15 protein-coding genes are annotated in these 17,905 nt (G+C 72.0%); 10 read left to right on the forward strand and 5 right to left on the reverse strand.

Annotated elements, in window-relative coordinates; genetic code table 11:
* Positions 1-124, reverse strand: a 124-nt coding sequence (locus DP939_RS42675; RefSeq protein ID WP_225878402.1) for a DUF4277 domain-containing protein, incomplete at its 3' end; no start/stop codon positions are given.
* 138 nt (positions 125-262) lie between these two features.
* On the opposite strand from DP939_RS42675, the gene DP939_RS42680 reads away from it, so the two are divergent.
* The 6 genes from DP939_RS42680 to DP939_RS42705 all read left to right on the forward strand — a co-directional run bounded on the left by DP939_RS42680 (position 263) and on the right by DP939_RS42705 (position 6,320).
* Entirely contained in the window at positions 263-1,459 is a 1,197-nt protein-coding gene (locus tag DP939_RS42680) for a histidine kinase (RefSeq protein WP_113986563.1), read from the forward strand.
* A 79-nt stretch (positions 1,460-1,538) separates the two neighbouring features.
* Positions 1,539-2,294, forward strand: a complete 756-nt coding sequence (locus DP939_RS42685) for a LytR/AlgR family response regulator transcription factor (RefSeq protein WP_113986564.1) — start codon at positions 1,539-1,541, stop codon at positions 2,292-2,294.
* Between the two features lie 21 nt (positions 2,295-2,315).
* Positions 2,316-2,690 carry a hypothetical protein gene (locus DP939_RS42690; protein WP_113986565.1) on the forward strand — a complete coding sequence of 125 codons (375 nt, stop codon included), beginning with the start codon at positions 2,316-2,318 and terminating at the stop codon, positions 2,688-2,690.
* The gene (locus DP939_RS42695; RefSeq protein WP_113986566.1) at positions 2,687-4,195 is read left to right on the forward strand and encodes a sodium/solute symporter; all 1,509 of its coding nucleotides are present in this window, start codon (positions 2,687-2,689) and stop codon (positions 4,193-4,195) included. The genes DP939_RS42690 and DP939_RS42695 overlap by 4 nt, the downstream gene beginning before the upstream one ends.
* 188 nt (positions 4,196-4,383) lie before the next feature.
* Entirely contained in the window at positions 4,384-4,713 is a 330-nt protein-coding gene (locus tag DP939_RS42700) for a DUF485 domain-containing protein (RefSeq protein WP_113986603.1), read from the forward strand.
* Positions 4,710-6,320, forward strand: coding sequence for a solute symporter family protein (locus tag DP939_RS42705; protein ID WP_113986567.1), 1,611 nt, complete (start codon positions 4,710-4,712; stop codon positions 6,318-6,320). Before DP939_RS42700 ends, DP939_RS42705 begins: the two co-directional genes overlap by 4 nt.
* A gap of 69 nt (positions 6,321-6,389) precedes the next feature.
* On the opposite strand, the gene DP939_RS42710 is transcribed toward DP939_RS42705, so the two are convergent.
* Positions 6,390-7,883, reverse strand: coding sequence for a wax ester/triacylglycerol synthase family O-acyltransferase (locus DP939_RS42710; RefSeq protein ID WP_113986568.1), 1,494 nt, complete (start codon positions 7,881-7,883; stop codon positions 6,390-6,392).
* A gap of 169 nt (positions 7,884-8,052) precedes the next feature.
* Entirely contained in the window at positions 8,053-9,156 is a 1,104-nt protein-coding gene (locus DP939_RS42715) for a sulfite oxidase (protein WP_225878886.1), read from the reverse strand.
* Positions 9,157-9,313: 157 nt separating this feature from the next.
* Here DP939_RS42715 and DP939_RS42720 point away from each other — a divergent pair, with 157 nt between their 5' ends.
* Positions 9,314-10,330, forward strand: a complete 1,017-nt coding sequence (locus tag DP939_RS42720; RefSeq protein ID WP_158578982.1) for an agmatinase family protein — start codon at positions 9,314-9,316, stop codon at positions 10,328-10,330.
* 15 nt (positions 10,331-10,345) lie between these two features.
* Here DP939_RS42720 and polX read toward each other — a convergent pair whose 3' ends face one another.
* Complete coding sequence (gene polX / locus DP939_RS42725; RefSeq protein ID WP_113986570.1) at positions 10,346-12,046, reverse strand: DNA polymerase/3'-5' exonuclease PolX; 1,701 nt, start codon at positions 12,044-12,046, stop codon at positions 10,346-10,348.
* Positions 12,047-12,116: 70 nt separating this feature from the next.
* Entirely contained in the window at positions 12,117-14,417 is a 2,301-nt protein-coding gene (locus tag DP939_RS42730; protein WP_113986571.1) for a hypothetical protein, read from the reverse strand.
* 86 nt (positions 14,418-14,503) lie between these two features.
* On the opposite strand from DP939_RS42730, the gene DP939_RS42735 reads away from it, so the two are divergent.
* The 3 genes from DP939_RS42735 to DP939_RS42745 are packed head-to-tail and all read left to right on the forward strand — an operon-like array spanning position 14,504 to position 17,894.
* A complete protein-coding gene (locus DP939_RS42735) occupies positions 14,504-15,655 on the forward strand; it encodes an ROK family protein (protein ID WP_113986572.1) in 1,152 nt (383 codons plus the stop codon).
* Positions 15,652-16,890, forward strand: a complete 1,239-nt coding sequence (locus DP939_RS42740) for a 6-phospho-beta-glucosidase (protein WP_113986573.1) — start codon at positions 15,652-15,654, stop codon at positions 16,888-16,890. Before DP939_RS42735 ends, DP939_RS42740 begins: the two co-directional genes overlap by 4 nt.
* A complete protein-coding gene (locus DP939_RS42745) occupies positions 16,887-17,894 on the forward strand; it encodes an N-acetylglucosamine kinase (RefSeq protein WP_113986605.1) in 1,008 nt (335 codons plus the stop codon). The genes DP939_RS42740 and DP939_RS42745 overlap by 4 nt, the downstream gene beginning before the upstream one ends.
* Positions 17,895-17,905 lie beyond the last annotated feature (11 nt).

Genomic DNA, 17,905 nt, shown 5'->3' on the forward strand with positions numbered 1-17,905 from the left:
GCGCCTCGATCACCTGTCCATGCGTCAACTCCGCCGTGTCCCGCACCGGGCAGGCCGCATCCACCAGCTCCCGGATCCGTAACCGCGAGCAGAACCCGGCGATGACCGGTAACGCTCCGAGCATCTTCTCGACACTGGCCTGGCCCCACTGCGCACGCTGTCTCACCAGCCAGGTGATATCGCGACGACGATCACCACGGCAACCCGGCGATCTTCAAAAAGCCTCACGTGCGGAAAACGGGGCTAGCCTGCCGCTGTGGCAGTGGAACCCCTCGTCGCGGTGGTCGTGGTGGCCGTTCTGGTGGGCGTGCCCACCTTCGTACTGTGGCGCGTGCTCCGCGGGCGCAGGGAGCTGGGCAGCAGCCCCGCCGAGCGGGCCACGTTCGAGACCCTGCACACCGCCTCGCTGGCCGCGCCCCCGCTGCGTGCCGGGCTGACCGAGGCCGGGGCCACCAAGGCATCCCGCCACCTGCGCGAACTCCTCGGGTCACCGGCCCTGGCGATCACCGACGGGGAGCGGCTGCTGGTCTACGACGGCGTGGGCGAGCACCACGCCGCCGCCGCCTTCGGCCTGGCCGGTGAGACCTTCAAGGACGGCAGGACCCACGTCTTCGGCCCCGACGTGGTCACCTGCGACCACCCCGAGTGCCCGATCAGGTTCGCCGTGGTGGTCCCGCTCACCCCCGACGACCGGGTGGTCGGCACGCTCACCGCGTACGGCGGGCACGCCTCCGCCGGTCTGGTCCGCGCCGCGCAGGAGGTCGCCCGCTGGGTCGACTCCCAGCTCGAACTGGCCGAGCTGGACCGATCCCGCACCCTGCTGATGGAGGCCGAGGTCCGCGCGCTGCGCGCGCAGATCTCCCCGCACTTCATCTACAACTCCCTGACCACCATCGGCTCCTTCGTCCGCACCGACCCCGAGCGGGCCAGGGAACTGCTGCTGGAGTTCGCCGACTTCACCCGCTACTCCTTCCGCAGGCACGGCGACTTCACCACGCTCGCCGAGGAGCTGCGCTCGATCGACCGCTACCTCACCCTGGAACGCGCCAGGTTCGGCGACCAGCTCCAGGTCACGCTGCGGATAGCGCCGGAGGTGCTGCCGGTGGCGGTGCCGTTCCTGTGCCTGCAGCCGCTGGTGGAGAACGCCGTGCGGCACGGCCTGGAGAGCAAGCCGGGCACCGGCCGCATCTCGATCATCGCCGAGGACGCCGGGGCGGAGTGCTCGATCAGCGTGGAGGACGACGGCATCGGCATGGACCCCGAACGGCTGCGCCGCATACTGGCGGGCGAATCCGGCGAGCGCTCGGGGGCCGGCGGCGTCGGCCTGGCGAACGTGGACGTACGTCTGCGCCAGGTCTACGGTGACGAGTACGGCCTGGTCGTGGAGACCGCCCCGGGCGCCGGAACCAAGATCAACGTACGCGTTCCCAAGTACCACCCGGGCGTGTCCGCGCGCTGATCTACGCGCGTACCCGTTGACTTCTGATGCCGGTTTCATCACGCTCTAGTGCATTCGCCGATTAAGGAGGGGAGCCCTGGTGGTCGGCCTGCGCGTCCTCGCTGTTGACGATGAGCTGCCCGCGCTGGAGGATCTCGCCTACCTCCTGCGGGCCGACACGAGGATCGCCGAAGTGGCCACGGCCAGGGACGGCGCCGCCGCGCTGCGGCTTTTGGACCGTGGCATCGCCGAGGGCAGGCCCATCGACGCGGTCTTCCTCGACATCCGGATGCGCGGCCTGGACGGCGTGGTGCTCGGCCGGCTGCTCTCGCGGTTCGCCAACCCGCCGCGGGTCGTGTTCGTCACCGCCTACGAGGACCACGCGGTTGACGCCTTCGAGATCAAGGCCGAGGACTACCTGCTCAAACCGGTGCGCCCGGAACGGCTGGCCGAGGCGATCCGGCGGGTGAGCGTCGCAGCCGAGCACGCCGACCCCGAGACCGGGGGCCGCGAGCCGGACACCATCCCGGTCGAGCTGGGCGGGGTGACCCGGTTCGTGTCCAGCACCGACGTCAAGTACGTCGAGGCGCAGGGCGACTACGCCCGGCTGCACACCGAGGGCGGCAGCCACCTGGTCCGGATCTCGCTGGCCACCCTGGAGGAGCGCTGGGCACCCGTGGGGTTCGTCCGGGTCCACCGCAGCCACCTGGTCGCCGTCAAGCACATCGACGAGCTGCACATCGACTCCGGCCGGTGCGTGGTGCGGGTCGGCGAAACGGAAATACCGGTGAGCCGCCGCCACACCAGGGAGCTTCGTGATCTGCTTGTGCGCAGGGCGCGCAAGGCCCAGAGCTAGCTCGCATCGCATGGGGGGACGATGACCGAACGGCAGCGCAGGGTGGTCGTGACCAGCCCGCGCACGGTGGCCGCACGCCGCCCGCGCCATCCGGTGACCCGGGAGCTGGACGAGCAGACCCGGCTCGGCGAGGTGTACATGCGCTCGCTGATCAGGACGCAGTTCCGGCTCGGCCTGTTCGTGTGCACCCTGCTCGGCTGCGTGATCGGCGGGCTGCCGCTGCTGTTCCTGCTGATGCCGCAACTGCGCGAGGTGCACCTGGGCGCGCTGCCGCTGCCCTGGGCGGTGCTGGGCGGGCTGATCTTCCCGGCCTTCGTCGTGGGGGCCTGGCTGTACGTACGCCAGGCCGAGCGCAACGAACGCCACTTCGCCGACCTCATGGACGAGCGTCCGTGAGCACCGCCTCCGGCGTCACCGCGGTGGTCCTGGTCGTGGTGACGGCGGTGCTGATCGGCGCGTTCGGGCTGCGCCTGTCGCGCACCACCTCCGACTTCTACGTGGCCTCGCGGACCGTCTCCCCGCTGTGGAACGCCTCCGCGATCGGCGGCGAGTACCTCTCGGCGGCCTCCTTCCTCGGCGCGGCCGGGCTGATCCTCGCCTACGGGGCCGACATGCTGTGGCTGCCGGTCGGCTGGACCGGCGGCTACCTGGTGCTGCTGGTCCTGGTGTCGGCCCCGCTGCGCAGGTCCGGGGCCTACACGCTGCCCGACTTCGCCGAGGCGCGGCTGTCGTCGATGACCGTCCGCCGGACGGCGAGCGTGCTGGTCGTGCTGATCGGCTGGCTGTACCTGATGCCGCAGTTCCAGAGCGCGGGCGTGGTGCTGCGGACGATCACCGGGGCCCCCGAGTGGGTGGGCGGGGTGCTGGTGGCGGTCGTGGTGGCGGTCAACGTGCTGTCCGGCGGGATGCGGTCGATCACGTTCGTCCAGGCGTTCCAGTACTGGCTCAAGCTCACCGCGCTGGCCTTCCCCGTGCTCTTCCTGCTGTCGGCCTGGCGCGGCGCCGGGGCGCCCGGCATCAGCGCGCACGACGCGGCGACCTGGGCGCTGCCGCTGGGCGGGGGGCGGGAGTATCCGCTGTACGCGACGTACTCGCTGATCCTGGCGACCTTCCTGGGCACGATGGGGCTGCCGCACGTCCTCGTGCGCTTCTACACCAACCCGGACGGGCGGGCCGCCCGCCGTACGACCCTGGTCGTGCTGTCCCTGCTCGGCGCGTTCTACCTGCTGCCGGCGATCTACGGCGCGCTCGGCCGCCTCTACGCGCCCGACCTGATCGCCAGCGGGCGCACCGACGAGGTGGTGCTCGCGCTGCCCGGCCGCATGATCGGCGGGACGCTGGGCGACCTGCTGGCCGCGCTGGTCACGGCGGGGGCGTTCGCGGCGTTCCTGTCCACCTCCTCGGGGCTGACCGTGTCGGTCGCCGGGGTGATCGCCCAGGACATCCTGCGCGGCGGCGTGCGGTCCTTCCAGCTCGCCACGGTGGCGGCGGTGATCGTGCCGCTGGTGCTGGCAGCGGCGGCGCGCTCGCTGCCGGTGGCCGACGTGGTGGGCCTGGCGTTCGCGGTCGCCGCCTCGTCGTTCTGCCCGTTGCTGGTGCTCGGCATCTGGTGGTGGCGGCTGACCTCGACCGGCGCGATGGCCGGGCTGCTGGCCGGTGGGGGCCTGGCGAGCGCGGCGGTGCTGACCACGATCGTGATCGGCCCGCACTCCGGCTGGGCGGGCGCGCTGCTGGCCCAGCCCGCCGCCTGGACCGTGCCCATCGCCTTCGTGGTGATGATCGTGGTCTCACTGGCCACCCCCGGCAAGGTGCCCGCCGACGTGACCCGCACCATGGTACGCCTGCACGCCCCGGAAGGGCTCAACGTCAACCGCGGCGACTGGCGTCCGAGACGATCCTGACCAGGGCTTCCCCGCGTTCCTGAGAATGGCCGACCGCTCGTCGCGGATATCCGACCTTTCACCGCAATGGGCCGCCTGCTGAACGCCATGCCGTGACGACTCGGCGACCGGCCCGGCGCTGCCTCTTCTTAGCGGGCGTTTCCCCTTCTACGGTATGCGTGATCCACATCACAGCCGTGGGAGGCTCGGTGACGACCAAAGAACATGATGCGTCCGTCTACGAACAGGTACAGACGAGTCAGGAGTTCCAGGAGCTGAAACGGCGCTTCCGCGCCTGGACGTTCCCGATGACCGCGGCCTTCCTGGTGTGGTACCTGCTCTACGTGCTGCTCTCCGGCTGGGCTCGTGACTTCATGGGGATCAAGCTGTTCGGCAACATCAACGTGGCCTTGGTGTTCGGGGTGCTTCAGTTCGTGTCCACGTTCTGGATCGCCTGGGCGTACTCCAGGCACGCGGCCAAGAAGCTGGACCCGCTGGCCGACAAGCTCCGTCACGAGGTCGAGGAGAAGCAGCAGTGAGTTCAGAGGCGCTTTCCACCACCCTCTTCCTGATATTCGTCGCGGCGACGCTCGGCATCACCTTCTGGGCCAGCCGCAACACCAAGACCGCCGCCGACTACTACGCCGGTGGCCGCTCGTTCAGCGCCGCCCAGAACGGTATGGCGATCGGCGGCGACTACATGTCCGCCGCCTCGTTCCTCGGCATCGCCGGGATCATCGCCCTGTCCGGCTACGACGGCTTCCTGTACTCCATCGGCTTCCTGGTCGCCTGGCTGGTGGCGCTGCTGCTGGTCGCCGAGCTGATGCGCAACTCCGGCAAGTTCACCATGGCCGACGTACTGGCCTTCCGGATGAGCCCGCGCCCGGTGCGCACCGCGGCGGGCGTGTCCACGATCACGGTCAGCATCTTCTACCTGCTGGCCCAGATGGTCGGCGCGGGCGCGCTGGTCGGCCTGCTGCTCGGCATCGACTCGCCGGCCGGAAAGGCGCTGACCATCGTCGGCGTCGGCATCCTGATGATCGTCTACGTGGTCTTCGGCGGTATGAAGGGCACCACCTGGGTGCAGATCGTCAAGGCCGTGCTGCTGATGACCGGCGCCGCGCTGATCACCCTGCTGGTCCTGATGCAGTTCGGCTTCAACCTGTCCGGGCTGCTCGGCGAGGCCGCCGCGGAGAGCGGGAAGGGCGCCGCGTTCCTGGAGCCCGGCCTGAAGTACGGCACCGAGGCGCAGGGCCTGGCGGGCAAGATCGACCTGGTCAGCCTGGGCATCGCCCTGGTGCTCGGCACCGCGGGTCTGCCGCACATCCTGATCCGCTTTTACACCGTTCCCACCGCGAAGGACGCCCGGAAGTCGGTCATCTGGGGCATCGGCATCATCGGCGTCTTCTACCTGCTCACGCTGGTGCTGGGCTTCGGTGCCGCGGCGCTGGTGGGCGGCAAGGCGATCACCGCGGCGGACAAGGCGGGCAACACCGCCGCGCCGCAGCTCGCCAAGGCGATCGGCGACCTCATGTTCGGCTCGGTCGGCGGCACGATCCTGCTGGCGGTCATCGCGGCCGTCGCCTTCGCCACCATCCTGGCCGTGGTCGCGGGCCTCACCCTGGCCTCGTCCTCCAGCTTCGCCCACGACCTCTACGCGCACGTCATCAAGCGCGGCAAGGTCACCGAGCGGGAGGAGGTGCGGGTCGCCCGGATCTCCGCCTTCGTGATCGGCGCGGCCTCCATCGGCCTGGGCATCCTGGCCCAGGGCCAGAACGTCGCCTTCCTGGTGGCGCTGGCCTTCGCGGTGGCCGCCTCGGGCAACCTGCCGGCGATCCTGTTCAGCCTGTTCTGGAAGCGGTTCAACACCGCGGGCGCGGTCTCGGCGATCTACGGCGGCCTGCTGTCCGCGCTGATCCTGGTGATCTTCTCGCCGGTCGTGTCGGGCAGCAAGACGGCGCTGTTCCCCGGGGCCGACTTCTCCTGGTTCCCGCTGCAGAACCCGGGCATCATCTCCATCCCGCTGGGCTTCCTGTTCGGCTGGCTCGGTACCCGGATGAGCAAGGAGTACAACGCCGCGAAGTACGCCGAGATCGAGGTCCGCTCGCTCACCGGCGTCGGCGCGGAGCAGGCCACCCAGCACTGACGGCCGTCCCTTTCCAGGGTCCCCGGCGGGCATCGCCCGCCGGGGCCCTTCCCGTTCCAGGCCCTGTTCTCAGGCCGGAACGGTCTCCTTGGCCGTCTCCGCGGCAGGCTCGGGGGCGGGACCGGCGAGGGCCGACAGCTCGTCCAGGGCCGCGCGCAGGTGGCCCAGCAGCCGCCACACGTCGTCCACGTGGCGCGGGCAGGCCAGCAGCCCGAAGTCCAGCGACCCGTCGTAGGAGAAGCAGGTGACGCTGAGCCCGCCGCTCAGGTCGGTGACCACCGACATCGGGTAGTAGGCCACCACCTTGCCCCCGCACAGGTACAGCGGGACGCGCGGGCCCGGCACGTTGGAGACGATCAGGTTGACCGGCGGGCAGGCGAGCCCCGCCAGCCGGAAGACCGAGGCGGTGGCCAGCGCCGTCACCGGCGGCGGCAGCAGCGCGGAAAGGTCGCTCAGCCAGGTCGCGGGGGAGGAGGCGAAGCGGCGCTTGGCGGCGCGCATGGCCTCCCTGGTGGACAGCAGCCGCTCAAGCGGGTCGGCCAGGTGCGTGGCGATCGGGGCGGCCATCGCCGAGATCCGGTTGCCCACCGCGCCGGGGCCGCGTCCGTCGGTGCGGGCGCGGGCGGCCACCGGGACGGCGGCGATCAGCGGCCGGTCGGGCAGTACGTCCCGTTCGGCCAGCCAGGCCCGCAGCGCCGCCGCGCACATGGCCATCACGACGTCGTTGACGCTCATCCCGAAGGCCCTGCCGACCCGCCTGATATCCGCCAGCGGCAGCGAGCCGTAGGCGAACCGCCGCTGCCCGCTCACCGGCCCGGTCAGCGGCGTGCGCGGAACCTCCAGAGACGGCAGGGCGGGCGCCCGCCCTGCCTCGCCGCCGAGCAGCCTGGCCGCCCGCGCCACCCAGCGCGCCCCGGGCAGCGTGGCGGCGATCGGCACGGCGTCCAGGTCGGCCGCGGTACGGCGGAGCGAGCCGAGCGCCCGCAGCGGGTGCGTCATCGAGTTGACCGCCGCCCCGGCGAGCATGCCGAGCGTGCCCGGCGCGGTGACCGGGTCGGCCGGGGGCGGCGCGCAGGCGGGCTCGGGGCCGCCCGGCGCGAGGTCCAGCAGGGCGGCGAGCGTCTCGGCCCCGGACACGCCGTCGATGGCGCAGTGGTGGACCTTGGTGTAGATGGCCACCCGGCCATGCTCCAGGCCGTGGATCAGGTGCATCTCCCACAGCGGCCGGTGCCGGGACAGCCTGCGCTCGTGCAGCCTGGCGACCACGTCGGTGAGGAGTTCGGGGGCGGGCAGCGTGGTCTCGTAAACGTGGTCGGCGGGGTCGAAGCCGGGGTCTTCGGCCCAGTACGGCAGGTCCAGCCCGAACGGCACCCCGGCCAGCCGCAGCCGCAGCGCGGGGGCCAGGTGCGCCCGGCGGCGCAGCAGCGCGACCAGCGTGCCCTTGGTGATCCGGCCCGCGGCGGCGTCGCCGGGATCGACGATCGCGACCCCGGCGACGTGCGCGGTGGTCGTCGGCGACTCGGCATGGAGGAACTGCGCGTCGAGCGCGGTCAACTGGCGCACTGATCTCTCCCTCCAGCCGGGACGGTCCATGGGAACATCCTGAGGTCTTCGCGTTTCCGGAGGGTTTCACACCTACTGCCCGATGATTCTGACAGGTTAAATTCCGGTCACTAGCCGTTAAGCGTGTGATTTGTAGGGATCTCTTTGCGTCTCGCCGCGAGCGTGGCCTTCATGTAGAGATCACCCGTACCGGGTGCGCCACCACCGCCCCGAACAGGTAGCCGTCGGCGTTGAAGGGGGCGCGGAGCGGCTGCGTGGTCCCCGATTCGTCGGTGGCGCGGGCCAGCAGCGCGTAGCCGCCCGGACCCGGGGGGCGCCAGGTGAACCGCCACCGCGCCCATCCGGCGGCCGGGCGTGGCCCGTGCAGCGTGGCACGTTCCCAGCTCGCGCCGCCGTCCACGCTGATCTCCACGCGCACGACCCGGCCGTTGCCCGACCATGACCGCCCGCGCAGCTCCAGTTCCCGCCCGGCGGGCAGCACGGCGTCCCAGGGCAGCTCGAAGGCGCTCTTCGGCACCTGCGTGGTGAGCGGCGGGCCCCACCGGGGCATCCGGTAGAACACCGTGTTCCACGGCGTCAGGATCGGCTCGTCGGACACCTCGATCTCGCCCAGCCACTTGATCGAGGCGACCCCGATCCAGGACGGAACGATGAGCCGGGCGGGGAACCCGTGGTCGGGCGGCAGCGGCTCGCCGTTCATGTCCAGGGCGAGCAGGACGTCCGAAAGGGCCTTGGCGATCGGCAGCGGGCGGCGGACCCTGCCATGGTTGACCCCGCCGCAGATGTAGTCGGCGTCCAGGCCGACGCCCAGCACGTCCACCGCGCCGGAGGTGAGCCCGGCCGACCGCAGCACGGCCGCAAGCGGGACGCCGCCCCACCTGGCCACGCCGATGCCGCCCAGCCGCCACGGGGTGCCGGGCGTGGGCGTGCCCTGCTGGGCGGCGTAGAACGCCCGGCCGTTGCCCGCGCACTCCACCGCCGCGTCGATCGTCACCTGCGGCATGGCCCGCAGCTCGGCGTAGTCGAAGGTCCGGGGCGCGCGCAGGCCGCGTCCGTGGACCCGCAGCCGCCAGCTCGCCGCGTCGATGAGCGGCGTGGTGGTGTGGTTGCGCACGAAGAACCTGTCGTTGGGAACGTGGTAGCCCGTCCCGGCCAGGGCCTCCCAGCGGGTTTCGGCGTTGCTGTCGTGCGCGACGAACCACTCCGGTGGCAGCGGTTTGACTATGCCCCCGCTCACGGGAGGGGCGTCGTCCATGGGGTTCTCGTACGCCATCCGGTCGTCCCTTCGGTCAAACCACATATTCCCTACAGGGACAGTATGTAATCCTGGAACACGCCACGCCGTATCCGGGCGTGGTTTTCCTCACCCCTGTCCATCTTCATACCCGCCGCCCGGTTCGCCTTGCCCGCCCACGGCGCAGGAATGCCCTATGAGGATGAGGAGCGATCCGCCGGGGGAGCCCGGAGTGGAACTGACCGACTCCGACGAGCTGCGGGAGCTGGCCGCCCTGTTCCAGCGCGGCGAGAACCCGCCCTTCTCCGGCCTCAACACCTTCCTCAAGGCCCCTCACCTGCAAGACCTGAACCTGGTCGGCGAGCACCAGGTCGCGGTGGTGGGGGTGCCGCTGGACGCGGCGGCCGCCCACCGCCCGGGGCCGCGGTTCGGCCCGCAGGGCATGCGCCGGATCTCCACCCTGCACGCCTCGCACTACTGCGAACGCGGCGCGGACCTGCTGGACGGGCTCGACATCGTGGACCTGGGGGACGTCTTCCTCGCCCCCGCCGACCTGGACGCGGCCTTCGCCCGGATCACCAAGGCCGTGGCGCACATCGTCGCGCACGGGACGTTCCCCGTGGTGCTCGGCGGCGACCACTCGGTCGGGTACCCGGCCGCGCGCGGCGTGATGGAGGCGCACGGCGGCAAGATCGGCGTGATCCACTTCGACCGGCACCTGGAGAACCGCAACCCGGACGGCGGCGGCCCGGCGTCCCTCGTGCCAGGCCGCCGGGCCGTCCACGAGACGCACTTCGACCTGGGCAACCTCGTGCAGATCGGGGTGAGCGGGTGGCAGGCGGCGCGGGCCCCCATCCTGGACGGCTCGGTCGTGATCACCATGGAGGACCTGGAGGAGCGCGGCCTGGACACGGTGGCGGACCTGGCGCTGGAGGCGGCCTGGGGCGGCGGGGCGCGAGGGGTCTACCTGTCGTTCGACATCGACGCCGTCGATCCCGGGTTCGCGCCGGGGACGGGCTGGCCCGAACCCGGCGGCCTCTACCCGCGCGAGGCGCTGCGGCTGGTCCGGCGGTTCGCCAAGGAGGGGCTGCTCGGCATGGAGGTGGTCGAGGTCGCCCCGCCGTACGACTCCTCGGACGTGACCTCGCTGCTCGGGGTGCGGCTGATCTGCGAGGTGCTGGCCGCCTCGGTCGCCTCAGGCCACCTCGGCTGACCGCCCCCGCCCCGCTCAGCCGTCGCCGCGGCCCAGGAAGGCCAGCAGCCGCTCCAGCGGCCAGGTGTTGATCACGTCGTCGGTGGTGAGCCAGGCCCGCTGCGCGATGCCCACCCCGTAGCGCTGGTTGGCCAGGTGCGGGACGGCGTGCGAGTCGCTGTCGATGGAGAACTTCACGCCGTGGTGGCGGGCCAGCCGGACCAGCTCGGCGGGCAGGTCGGAGCGGTCGGGATAGGAGTCGATCTCCAGGGCGGTGCCGGTGCGGGCCGCGCAGCGGAAGATCTCCTCCCAGTCGGCGTCCACCGGCTCGCGCTTGCCGAGCTTGCGCGTGGTGGGGTGGCCGATGATGTGCACCTGCGGGTTTTCGCAGGCGGCGATGAAGCGGGCGGTCATCTCCGCCCGCGACTGGTTGAAATGGGAGTGGACGCTCGCCACCGTCACGTCGAACCCCTCAAGGACCTCCACCGGCCAGTCGACCGTGCCGTCGGGGCCGATGTTCAGCTCGGTGCCGTGCAGCAGCCGCATCCCCGGATAGGAGGTCTGCAACCGGGCCACCCGGTCGCGCTGGGCCAGCGCCTTGTCCAGCGTCATCCGCTGCATGACCAGGTCGGGGGCGTGGTCGGTGATCGCGTAGTAGGCGTAGCCCAGCCGGCCCGCCGCGGCCACCATGTCCTCGAGGGAGGCGATGCCGTCGGTCAGGTCGGTGTGGGTGTGCAGGTCGCCCTTCAGGTCGTCGAGGGTGACCACCTCGGGCAACTCGCCCTTGAGCGCCGCGGCGACCTCGCCGCCGTCTTCGCGCATGGTGGGCGGGATCCACGGCATGCCGAGCGCCGCGTAGATCTCCTCCTCGGTGCGGGAGGCGATCACCCGCTCGCCCTCGAACAGGCCGTACTCGGAGAGCTTCCAGCCCTTCTTGACGGCCATCTCCCTGATCCGGACGTTGTGCTCCTTGGACCCCGTGAAGTACTGCATGGCCGCGCCCCAGGACTCGGCGGGCACCAGCCGCAGATCGACCTGCACGCCGCCGGTGGTGCGCACCGAGGTCTTCTTCTCCCCGGCCGCGATCACCTCCGCGATATACGGCATCGCGCGGAACTCCTCCATCAGCGACGCGGGCCCCACGGCCAGGATGTCGATGTCGCCGATGGTGTCCTTCATCCGCCGCAGCGAGCCCGCGTGGGCGATCCGCCGCACGCCCTCGCCGGACAGCGAGGCGATGACCCTCTCGGCCAGCTCCATGGCGATGCCGATGTGCACCCGCCGCCCGGCCTGCTCCATCTGGTCGATGCCCTTGAGGAGGTTGGCCTCGGTGCGCGGGCCGAAGCCCTTGACCCCGCTCAGCCGCCCCGCCGAGATGGCCTCGCGCAGCGCGGCGGGGGAGTCGATGCCCAGCTCGGTGAACAGGAAGATGGCCTTCTTCGGGCCGAGCGAGGGAATGCGGGTCATCCGCCGCACGCCCTCGGGCACCCGGCCGCGCAGCTCGTCGAGCTGGCGGAAGCTGCCGCGGCTCAGGAACTCCTCGATCTTCTTGGCGATCGCCTCGCCCACCCCGGGCACCGAGCGGACGTCGCCGCCCGAGATGTCCTCAGGGTGGCCGGCGATGGCCTTGGCCGCCTTCTGGTAGCTGCGCACCCGGAAGGCGTCGCCCCCGGTCATCGCGAACAGATCGGCGTATTCCTGCAGCGCCGCCGCGGCCTCATCGTTCACCCGAGCCATGCCCCCAAGCGTAGGGGGTGGGTACGACGTTTCCCGGCACCCGGGCGCGCGCCCAGGTGCCGGTCAGGCGTCACTTCTCGGCGATGAACTTGTGGTAGCGGCCCATCCAGTACGGCAGCAGGTAGGACGTGCCGTCGTTGACGTGGGTGCCCGATCCGCCCTGTTCGAGCTTGTACGGGTCGTGGTTCCAGTGGCCGATCACCCGCTCGTCGATCGGCACCACCAGGCCGTTGCGGCGCATGCCGAGCTTGGTGGGGTCGGCGTCGGGCCGGATGTGCCGGCCGAGGTTGACGATGTCCAGCCGGGCGGTGTTGGACTGCTTCCAGTCGATCATGTTCAGCGGGAACCGCTTGAGGGTGTCCACCGACTGCTCAAGCCACGGCCCGGGCATGTCCAGCGGGAAGGGCCCGTAGGCGTCCAGCCAGGTCTGGTCGGCCAGGCGCGTCGCGGCGATGAAGTTGAAGAACGGGTTCAGCTCGTACTGCTCCAGCTGCCAGTAGTCGTACAGCGACCGGGCCCAGGACCGCTTCAGCTCGGCGTCCTTCTCGTAGGCCAGCAGGTGGTAGTAGTTCATGAACGCCATCTCGTCGTCGGACTGGTTGCCGCCGCCGACGCCCGGGGTGACCTTGGGCGCGAGGGTGTTCATGTCGTAGCCGTGCTCGTCGATCAGCCGCTTCTTGGCCGCGGCGTACTTCGGGTCGCCCGAGACGTGCTCGGCGATGGCCAGGAACGCCAGGATCGTCTGGCTGTTCAGCCCGCGCTCCTCGCGCCGCCACGGGTTGCCGTTGAGCTCCTTGGGGTTGAAGAAGCCCCAGCGGGTGGGCTTGCGGTCATGGTCGAGGAAGTAGAAGTCGCCTGCGATCAGGTGGTCGGTGGTGCGGGTGATGACCGACGCCACCTCGCGCTTCTCGGCGTCGTCCTTGGCGGCGACGTCGTGGTACAGGGCGTTGAAGAAGTAGTGCCCGACCAGTTCGTCGCTGCTGGTGTCGGTCTTCCAGTACCACTTGCCGTCCGCGCTCTTCGGCCAGCGCGGCACGAGGATCTTCCAGTACGCGTCGCCCTTCTGCTTGTCCCGGTCGCGCTGCTCGTTGTCGCGGAGGTTGGGGTCGGTCGCGGTGGTCTCGATGATCGAGCGGGCGATGAACCCGGGCGGCGCGGGGTTGGTACCGCCCTGCGTCACGTCGCCGAGGAACTTCAGCGCCTCGAAGACCTTGCGCGCGTTGTCCTTGGCCGCCGGGTCCTTGGAGGCGCCGTACCGGAACACCTCGGCCGCGCCGTACATCGCGGTCCACAGCCCGTCGTTGTCGCTGGAGCCCTGCACCCACTTGCTCAGGTCGCCGGGGGTGGGCAGGTCCACGCCCTCGACGAACCCGTACGGCGTGCGCTTGTGCATCGCGGCGATCGCCCGCTCGTAGACGTCCGCCTTCTCGGCCAGCGTCGTCCGCCGGGCCTCGATCCGGCCGACGCCCCCCGAGGTGGCGAAGTAGGCGTTGGCCTGCGCGTCCACCGCGATGGCCGCGACCGCGTCGCCGGGCAGCCAGCGGCGGCCCTGGCGGTACTCCCAGTTCGTGCCGTCGAAGCGGATCGCGCCGCTCGCGGTGCCGAGCCAGACGTCGCCGTCCGCGCCGGGCGTGAGCGCGGTGAAGCCGAGCAGCGGCAGGCCGTCGGCCGGGCCGTACGCCTTCCACGCGCCGCCGTCCCTGACGCCGACGCCGGACGCGGCGGCGTACCACAGCCGGTCCTTGCTGTCGTAGGCCAGATGGCCGATCGCCGGGGTGGCCGACACCTGCTTCCAGTCGCGGCCCGCACGTTCGTACAGGCCGGTCGCGGTGGCGACGGCGATCGTGCCGGACTTCGCGGACCGGGCGATGGCCACCGCGTGGCCGGGCAGCCGGTCGGGACGCCAGGCGTGGCCGCGGTCGTTGTGGTAGAGCCGATCGCCCTGCGCGAGGACGAGGTCGCGCCCACCGGCGAGCAGCGCCTTGGCCGGGTCGACGCCGTGCGGCAGCCGCATGGTCGTGGTGCGCCACCGGTCGCCGCTCGCGATCAGCAGGCCGCGCGCGGTCAGCGCGGCCAGGTCGCCGCCGCGCCAGGCCACCCGGTGCGCGGCTCCGGCGGCGACCTCCTTCCACGCCCCCGCGGTCCATACGGCCAATCCCTTGGCGTGGGCCGCGGCGATGACGCCGCCGGGTCCCGTGGCCAGGGAGACGGCCGCGCCGGGCAGCGCGGGAAGCGTGCCGCCGACCTGGAGGACGAACGGATCGACGAGGGCGGGGGCGGCGGCCGTCGTCGTCGCGGCGTGCACCCCGGCGGCGGGGATGATCGCGACCGCGAGGGCGGCGGCGAGCAGGAGGTTGTGCTTACGGGCCATGGAATTCCTCCGTGGAGCAAGTAGTGCAGAACCTAGTAAAGAGTCTTTATTGCATCTAGGCAAGAGTCTTTACTAGAATCCGGGTCATGGCCCAGCACGCGACCCTCGCGACCCTTCGCGAGATCAACGCATCGGTGGTCCTCACGGCGATCCGCGCCGACCCCCCGCTCTCGCGGGCCGAGGTCAGCCGCCGCACCGGGATGACCAAGCCGACCGTCGCCAACGCGCTCGACCTGCTGCTGGCCGCCGGCCTGGTACGGCAGGCGGCCCCGCCCGGCGAGACGCACTACGGCGCGGTCTACTTCGAGCCCGTGCACACGCTGGCCCACGTCCTGGCCCTGGACATCGGCACCCGCTTCGTCCGGGGCGCGATCTGCGACCTCGGCGGGGCCATGCTGGCCCGGCACGACCAGCGCATAGCGGACTCCGCGCCGGAGACCGTGCTGAGCGCCGCCAAGGCCGTCCACGACCGCCTGCTGGAGGGCGGCGGCGACCTGCCCGGCCTGGAGGTCGCGGTGGCCGGGGTCCCCGGCGTGGTGGACCCCAGGGAAGGCGTGATCAGGGAGAGCAACCGGGCCGAGCTGGAGGGCGTGCCGATCAGGGCACGGCTCGCCGAAGCGCTCGGCGTCCACGCCGAGGTCGAGAACGACGTCACCCTCGCCGCCGTCGGCGAGCACGCGTCCGGCGCCGGGCGGGGCGTGGACGACTTCGCGTTCCTGTCCATCGGCGCGGGCGTCGGCGCCGGGCTCGTCCTCGGCGGCCGCCCGCACCGCGGCCACCGGGGCGCCGCGGGCGAGGTGGACAACCCGCCGCCCGGGCAGGAGTTCGCGCCGGACAGCCCGTCCGCCGACGCGCTGGTGAGCTGGTCGGCCGCCTCGCTCGGCGAGCGGCGCACCCCGGAGGAGCTGTTCGCCGCCGGGCGTACCGGCGAGCCGAGAGCCGTCGAGATCCTCACCGAGCAGGCCAGGCGCACCGCCGTGCGCATCGCCGAGATCACCAAGGTCGCCGACGTCGAACTGGTCGTGCTCGGCGGCGGCATCGGCCTGGCCAGCGCCGACATCCTCGGCCGGATCGAAGACGCGCTCGCCGCCCTGGTCCGGCGTCCGCCCCGGCTCGCCGTGTCCGGCCTCGGCGACGCGCCGGTCCTGGTCGGCGCGATGGCCAGGGGCGCCCAGCTCGGCTGGGAGCGATTCACCACCCGCCGCATCAGCGAGGCGGCAGTCAGGAGCAACACATGAAGATCGCGGTCGTCGGGGGCGGCTCCACCTACACCCCCGAGCTGGTGGACGGCCTGGCCGCGCTGCCCATCACCGAGCTGACGCTGACCGACCCGGCCTCCGACCGGCTCGCCGTCGTGGGCGCGATGGCCGCCCGGATGTTCGCCAAGGCCGGCCACCCCGGAACCGTCCGCTGGACCACCGACCTCGCCGACGCCGTCGAGGGCGCGTCCGCCGTACTGCTCCAGTTGCGCGTGGGCGGCCAGCGGGCCCGGCTCGCCGACGAGACCTGGCCACTGGAATGCGGCTGCGTGGGCCAGGAGACGACCGGCGCGGGCGGCCTGGCCAAGGCGCTGCGCACGGTCCCCGAAGTACTGCGGATCGCCGAGCGGGTCCGCGCGCTCGCCCCCGGCACGTGGATCGTCGACTTCACCAACCCCGTCGGCATCGTCACCCGCGCGCTGCTGGACGCCGGCCACCGGGCGGTCGGGCTGTGCAACGTGGCGATCGGGTTCCAGCGGCTGTTCGCCCGCCTGCTCGGCGTCGCGCCCGCCGACCTCACCCTCGATCACGTCGGGCTCAACCACCTGACCTGGGAGCGGGCCGCCTGGGTGGACGGCACCGACCGCCTGCCCGAGCTGCTGAGCGGCCACCCCGGGGAGCTCACCGAGGAGACCGAACTCCCCGCGGACCTGGTCCGCGGCCTGGGCGTGGTGCCCTCCTACTATCTGCGGTACTACTACACCCACGACGAAGTGGTCGCCGAGCAACGCCGCGGCCCCAAACGGGCCGAGCAGGTGCTCGACCTGGAACGGCGGTTGCTGGCGATGTACCCGGACCTTTCGGAAAAGCCCGCGCTGCTGGAACAGCGCGGCGGCGCGCACTACTCCACCGCCGCCGTCGATCTGCTGACCTCACTGCTCGGCGACCGCGGCGACACCCAGGTGGTGAACCTCCGCAACGGCGGCACGCTGCCCTTCCTGCCGGACTCCGCGGTCATCGAGGTCCCGGCCCGGATCACCGCCGCGGGCCTGGTGCCGCTGCCGGTCCGCCCCGTCGAGCCGCTGTTCTCCGGCCTGATCGCGCACGTCACCGCCTATGAGGAACTGGCCCTTTCCGCCGCCCTGCACGGCGGGCGGGCCCGGGTGGAGGCCGCGCTGCTCGCCCACCCGCTGGTCGGCCGCTACGACCTGGCCCGGCGCCTCACCGACCGGCTGCTGGCCGCCAACCGCGACCACCTCCCGTGGGCCGCATGACCGGCCGGGCCGCCGTGCTCGCCATCGACGCGGGCAACAGCAAGACGGACGTGGCGCTGGTGTCGGCGCGCGGCGACCTGCTGGCCTGGGTACGCGGCGGCGGCTTCAACCCGCACGAGCGGCGGCTGCCCGAGGCCATCGCCATGATCGCCGCCCTGGTGCGCCAGGCCGCCCCCGGCGGCGGCCCGGTCGCCGAGCACGTCGCCGCGTTCCTCGCGCACTGCGACCTGCCCGTCGAGCAGGAGGCGATGCGCGCCGAGATCGCCGCCCAGGGCTGGGCCCCCGACGTCACCGTGGACAACGACACCTTCGCCATCCTGCGCGCCGGGTCCGGCCGCCCCTACGGCGTCGCCGTGGTCTGCGGCGGCGGCATGAACTGCGTGGCCCTCGCGCCCGGCGGCGGCTCGGCCAGATACCCCGCGCTCGGCAGACGCTCCGGCGACTGGGGCGGCGGCGAGTTCCTGGCCGAGGAGGTGCTGTGGTGGGCGGTCCGCGACGAGGACGGCAGAGGCGTCCCGACGATGCTCCGCGAGGCCGTCCCCGCGCACTTCGGGCTGCCCGACGTCCTCTCCGTCTGCGTCGCCTTCCACCTGCACGACCTCCCAGAGGAGCGGCTGCACGAACTGGTGCCGCTGCTGTTCGAGGTGGCCGGCCGCGGCGACGCCGTGGCCGGCGCGCTGATCGACCGGCTCGGCGACGAGACGGCCGTCATGGCCACGGCCGCGATGGACCGCCTGGACTGGGACGGCCGCACCATCCCCATCGTCCTCGGCGGCGGCGTGCTCACCGCCGCCGACCCGAGACTGCTGGCCAGGATCGAGAAAGGGCTGCGCGGCACCGGGGCGGACGTGGACGTCCGCCTCCTCGCCGACCCGCCCGTCATCGGCTCGGCCCTGTACGGCCTGGACCGGCTGGGCGCGACCCGGCCGGACGTCGAACGACGCCTCACCGAGGCGATCACGACGAGCGTCCCCGTGACGCCTGCACCAAGAAAGACCCCTTGAAGGGAGCCCCC

It is taken from the genome of Spongiactinospora rosea (genome assembly GCF_003315795.1).
Classification (GTDB): domain Bacteria; phylum Actinomycetota; class Actinomycetes; order Streptosporangiales; family Streptosporangiaceae; genus Spongiactinospora; species Spongiactinospora rosea.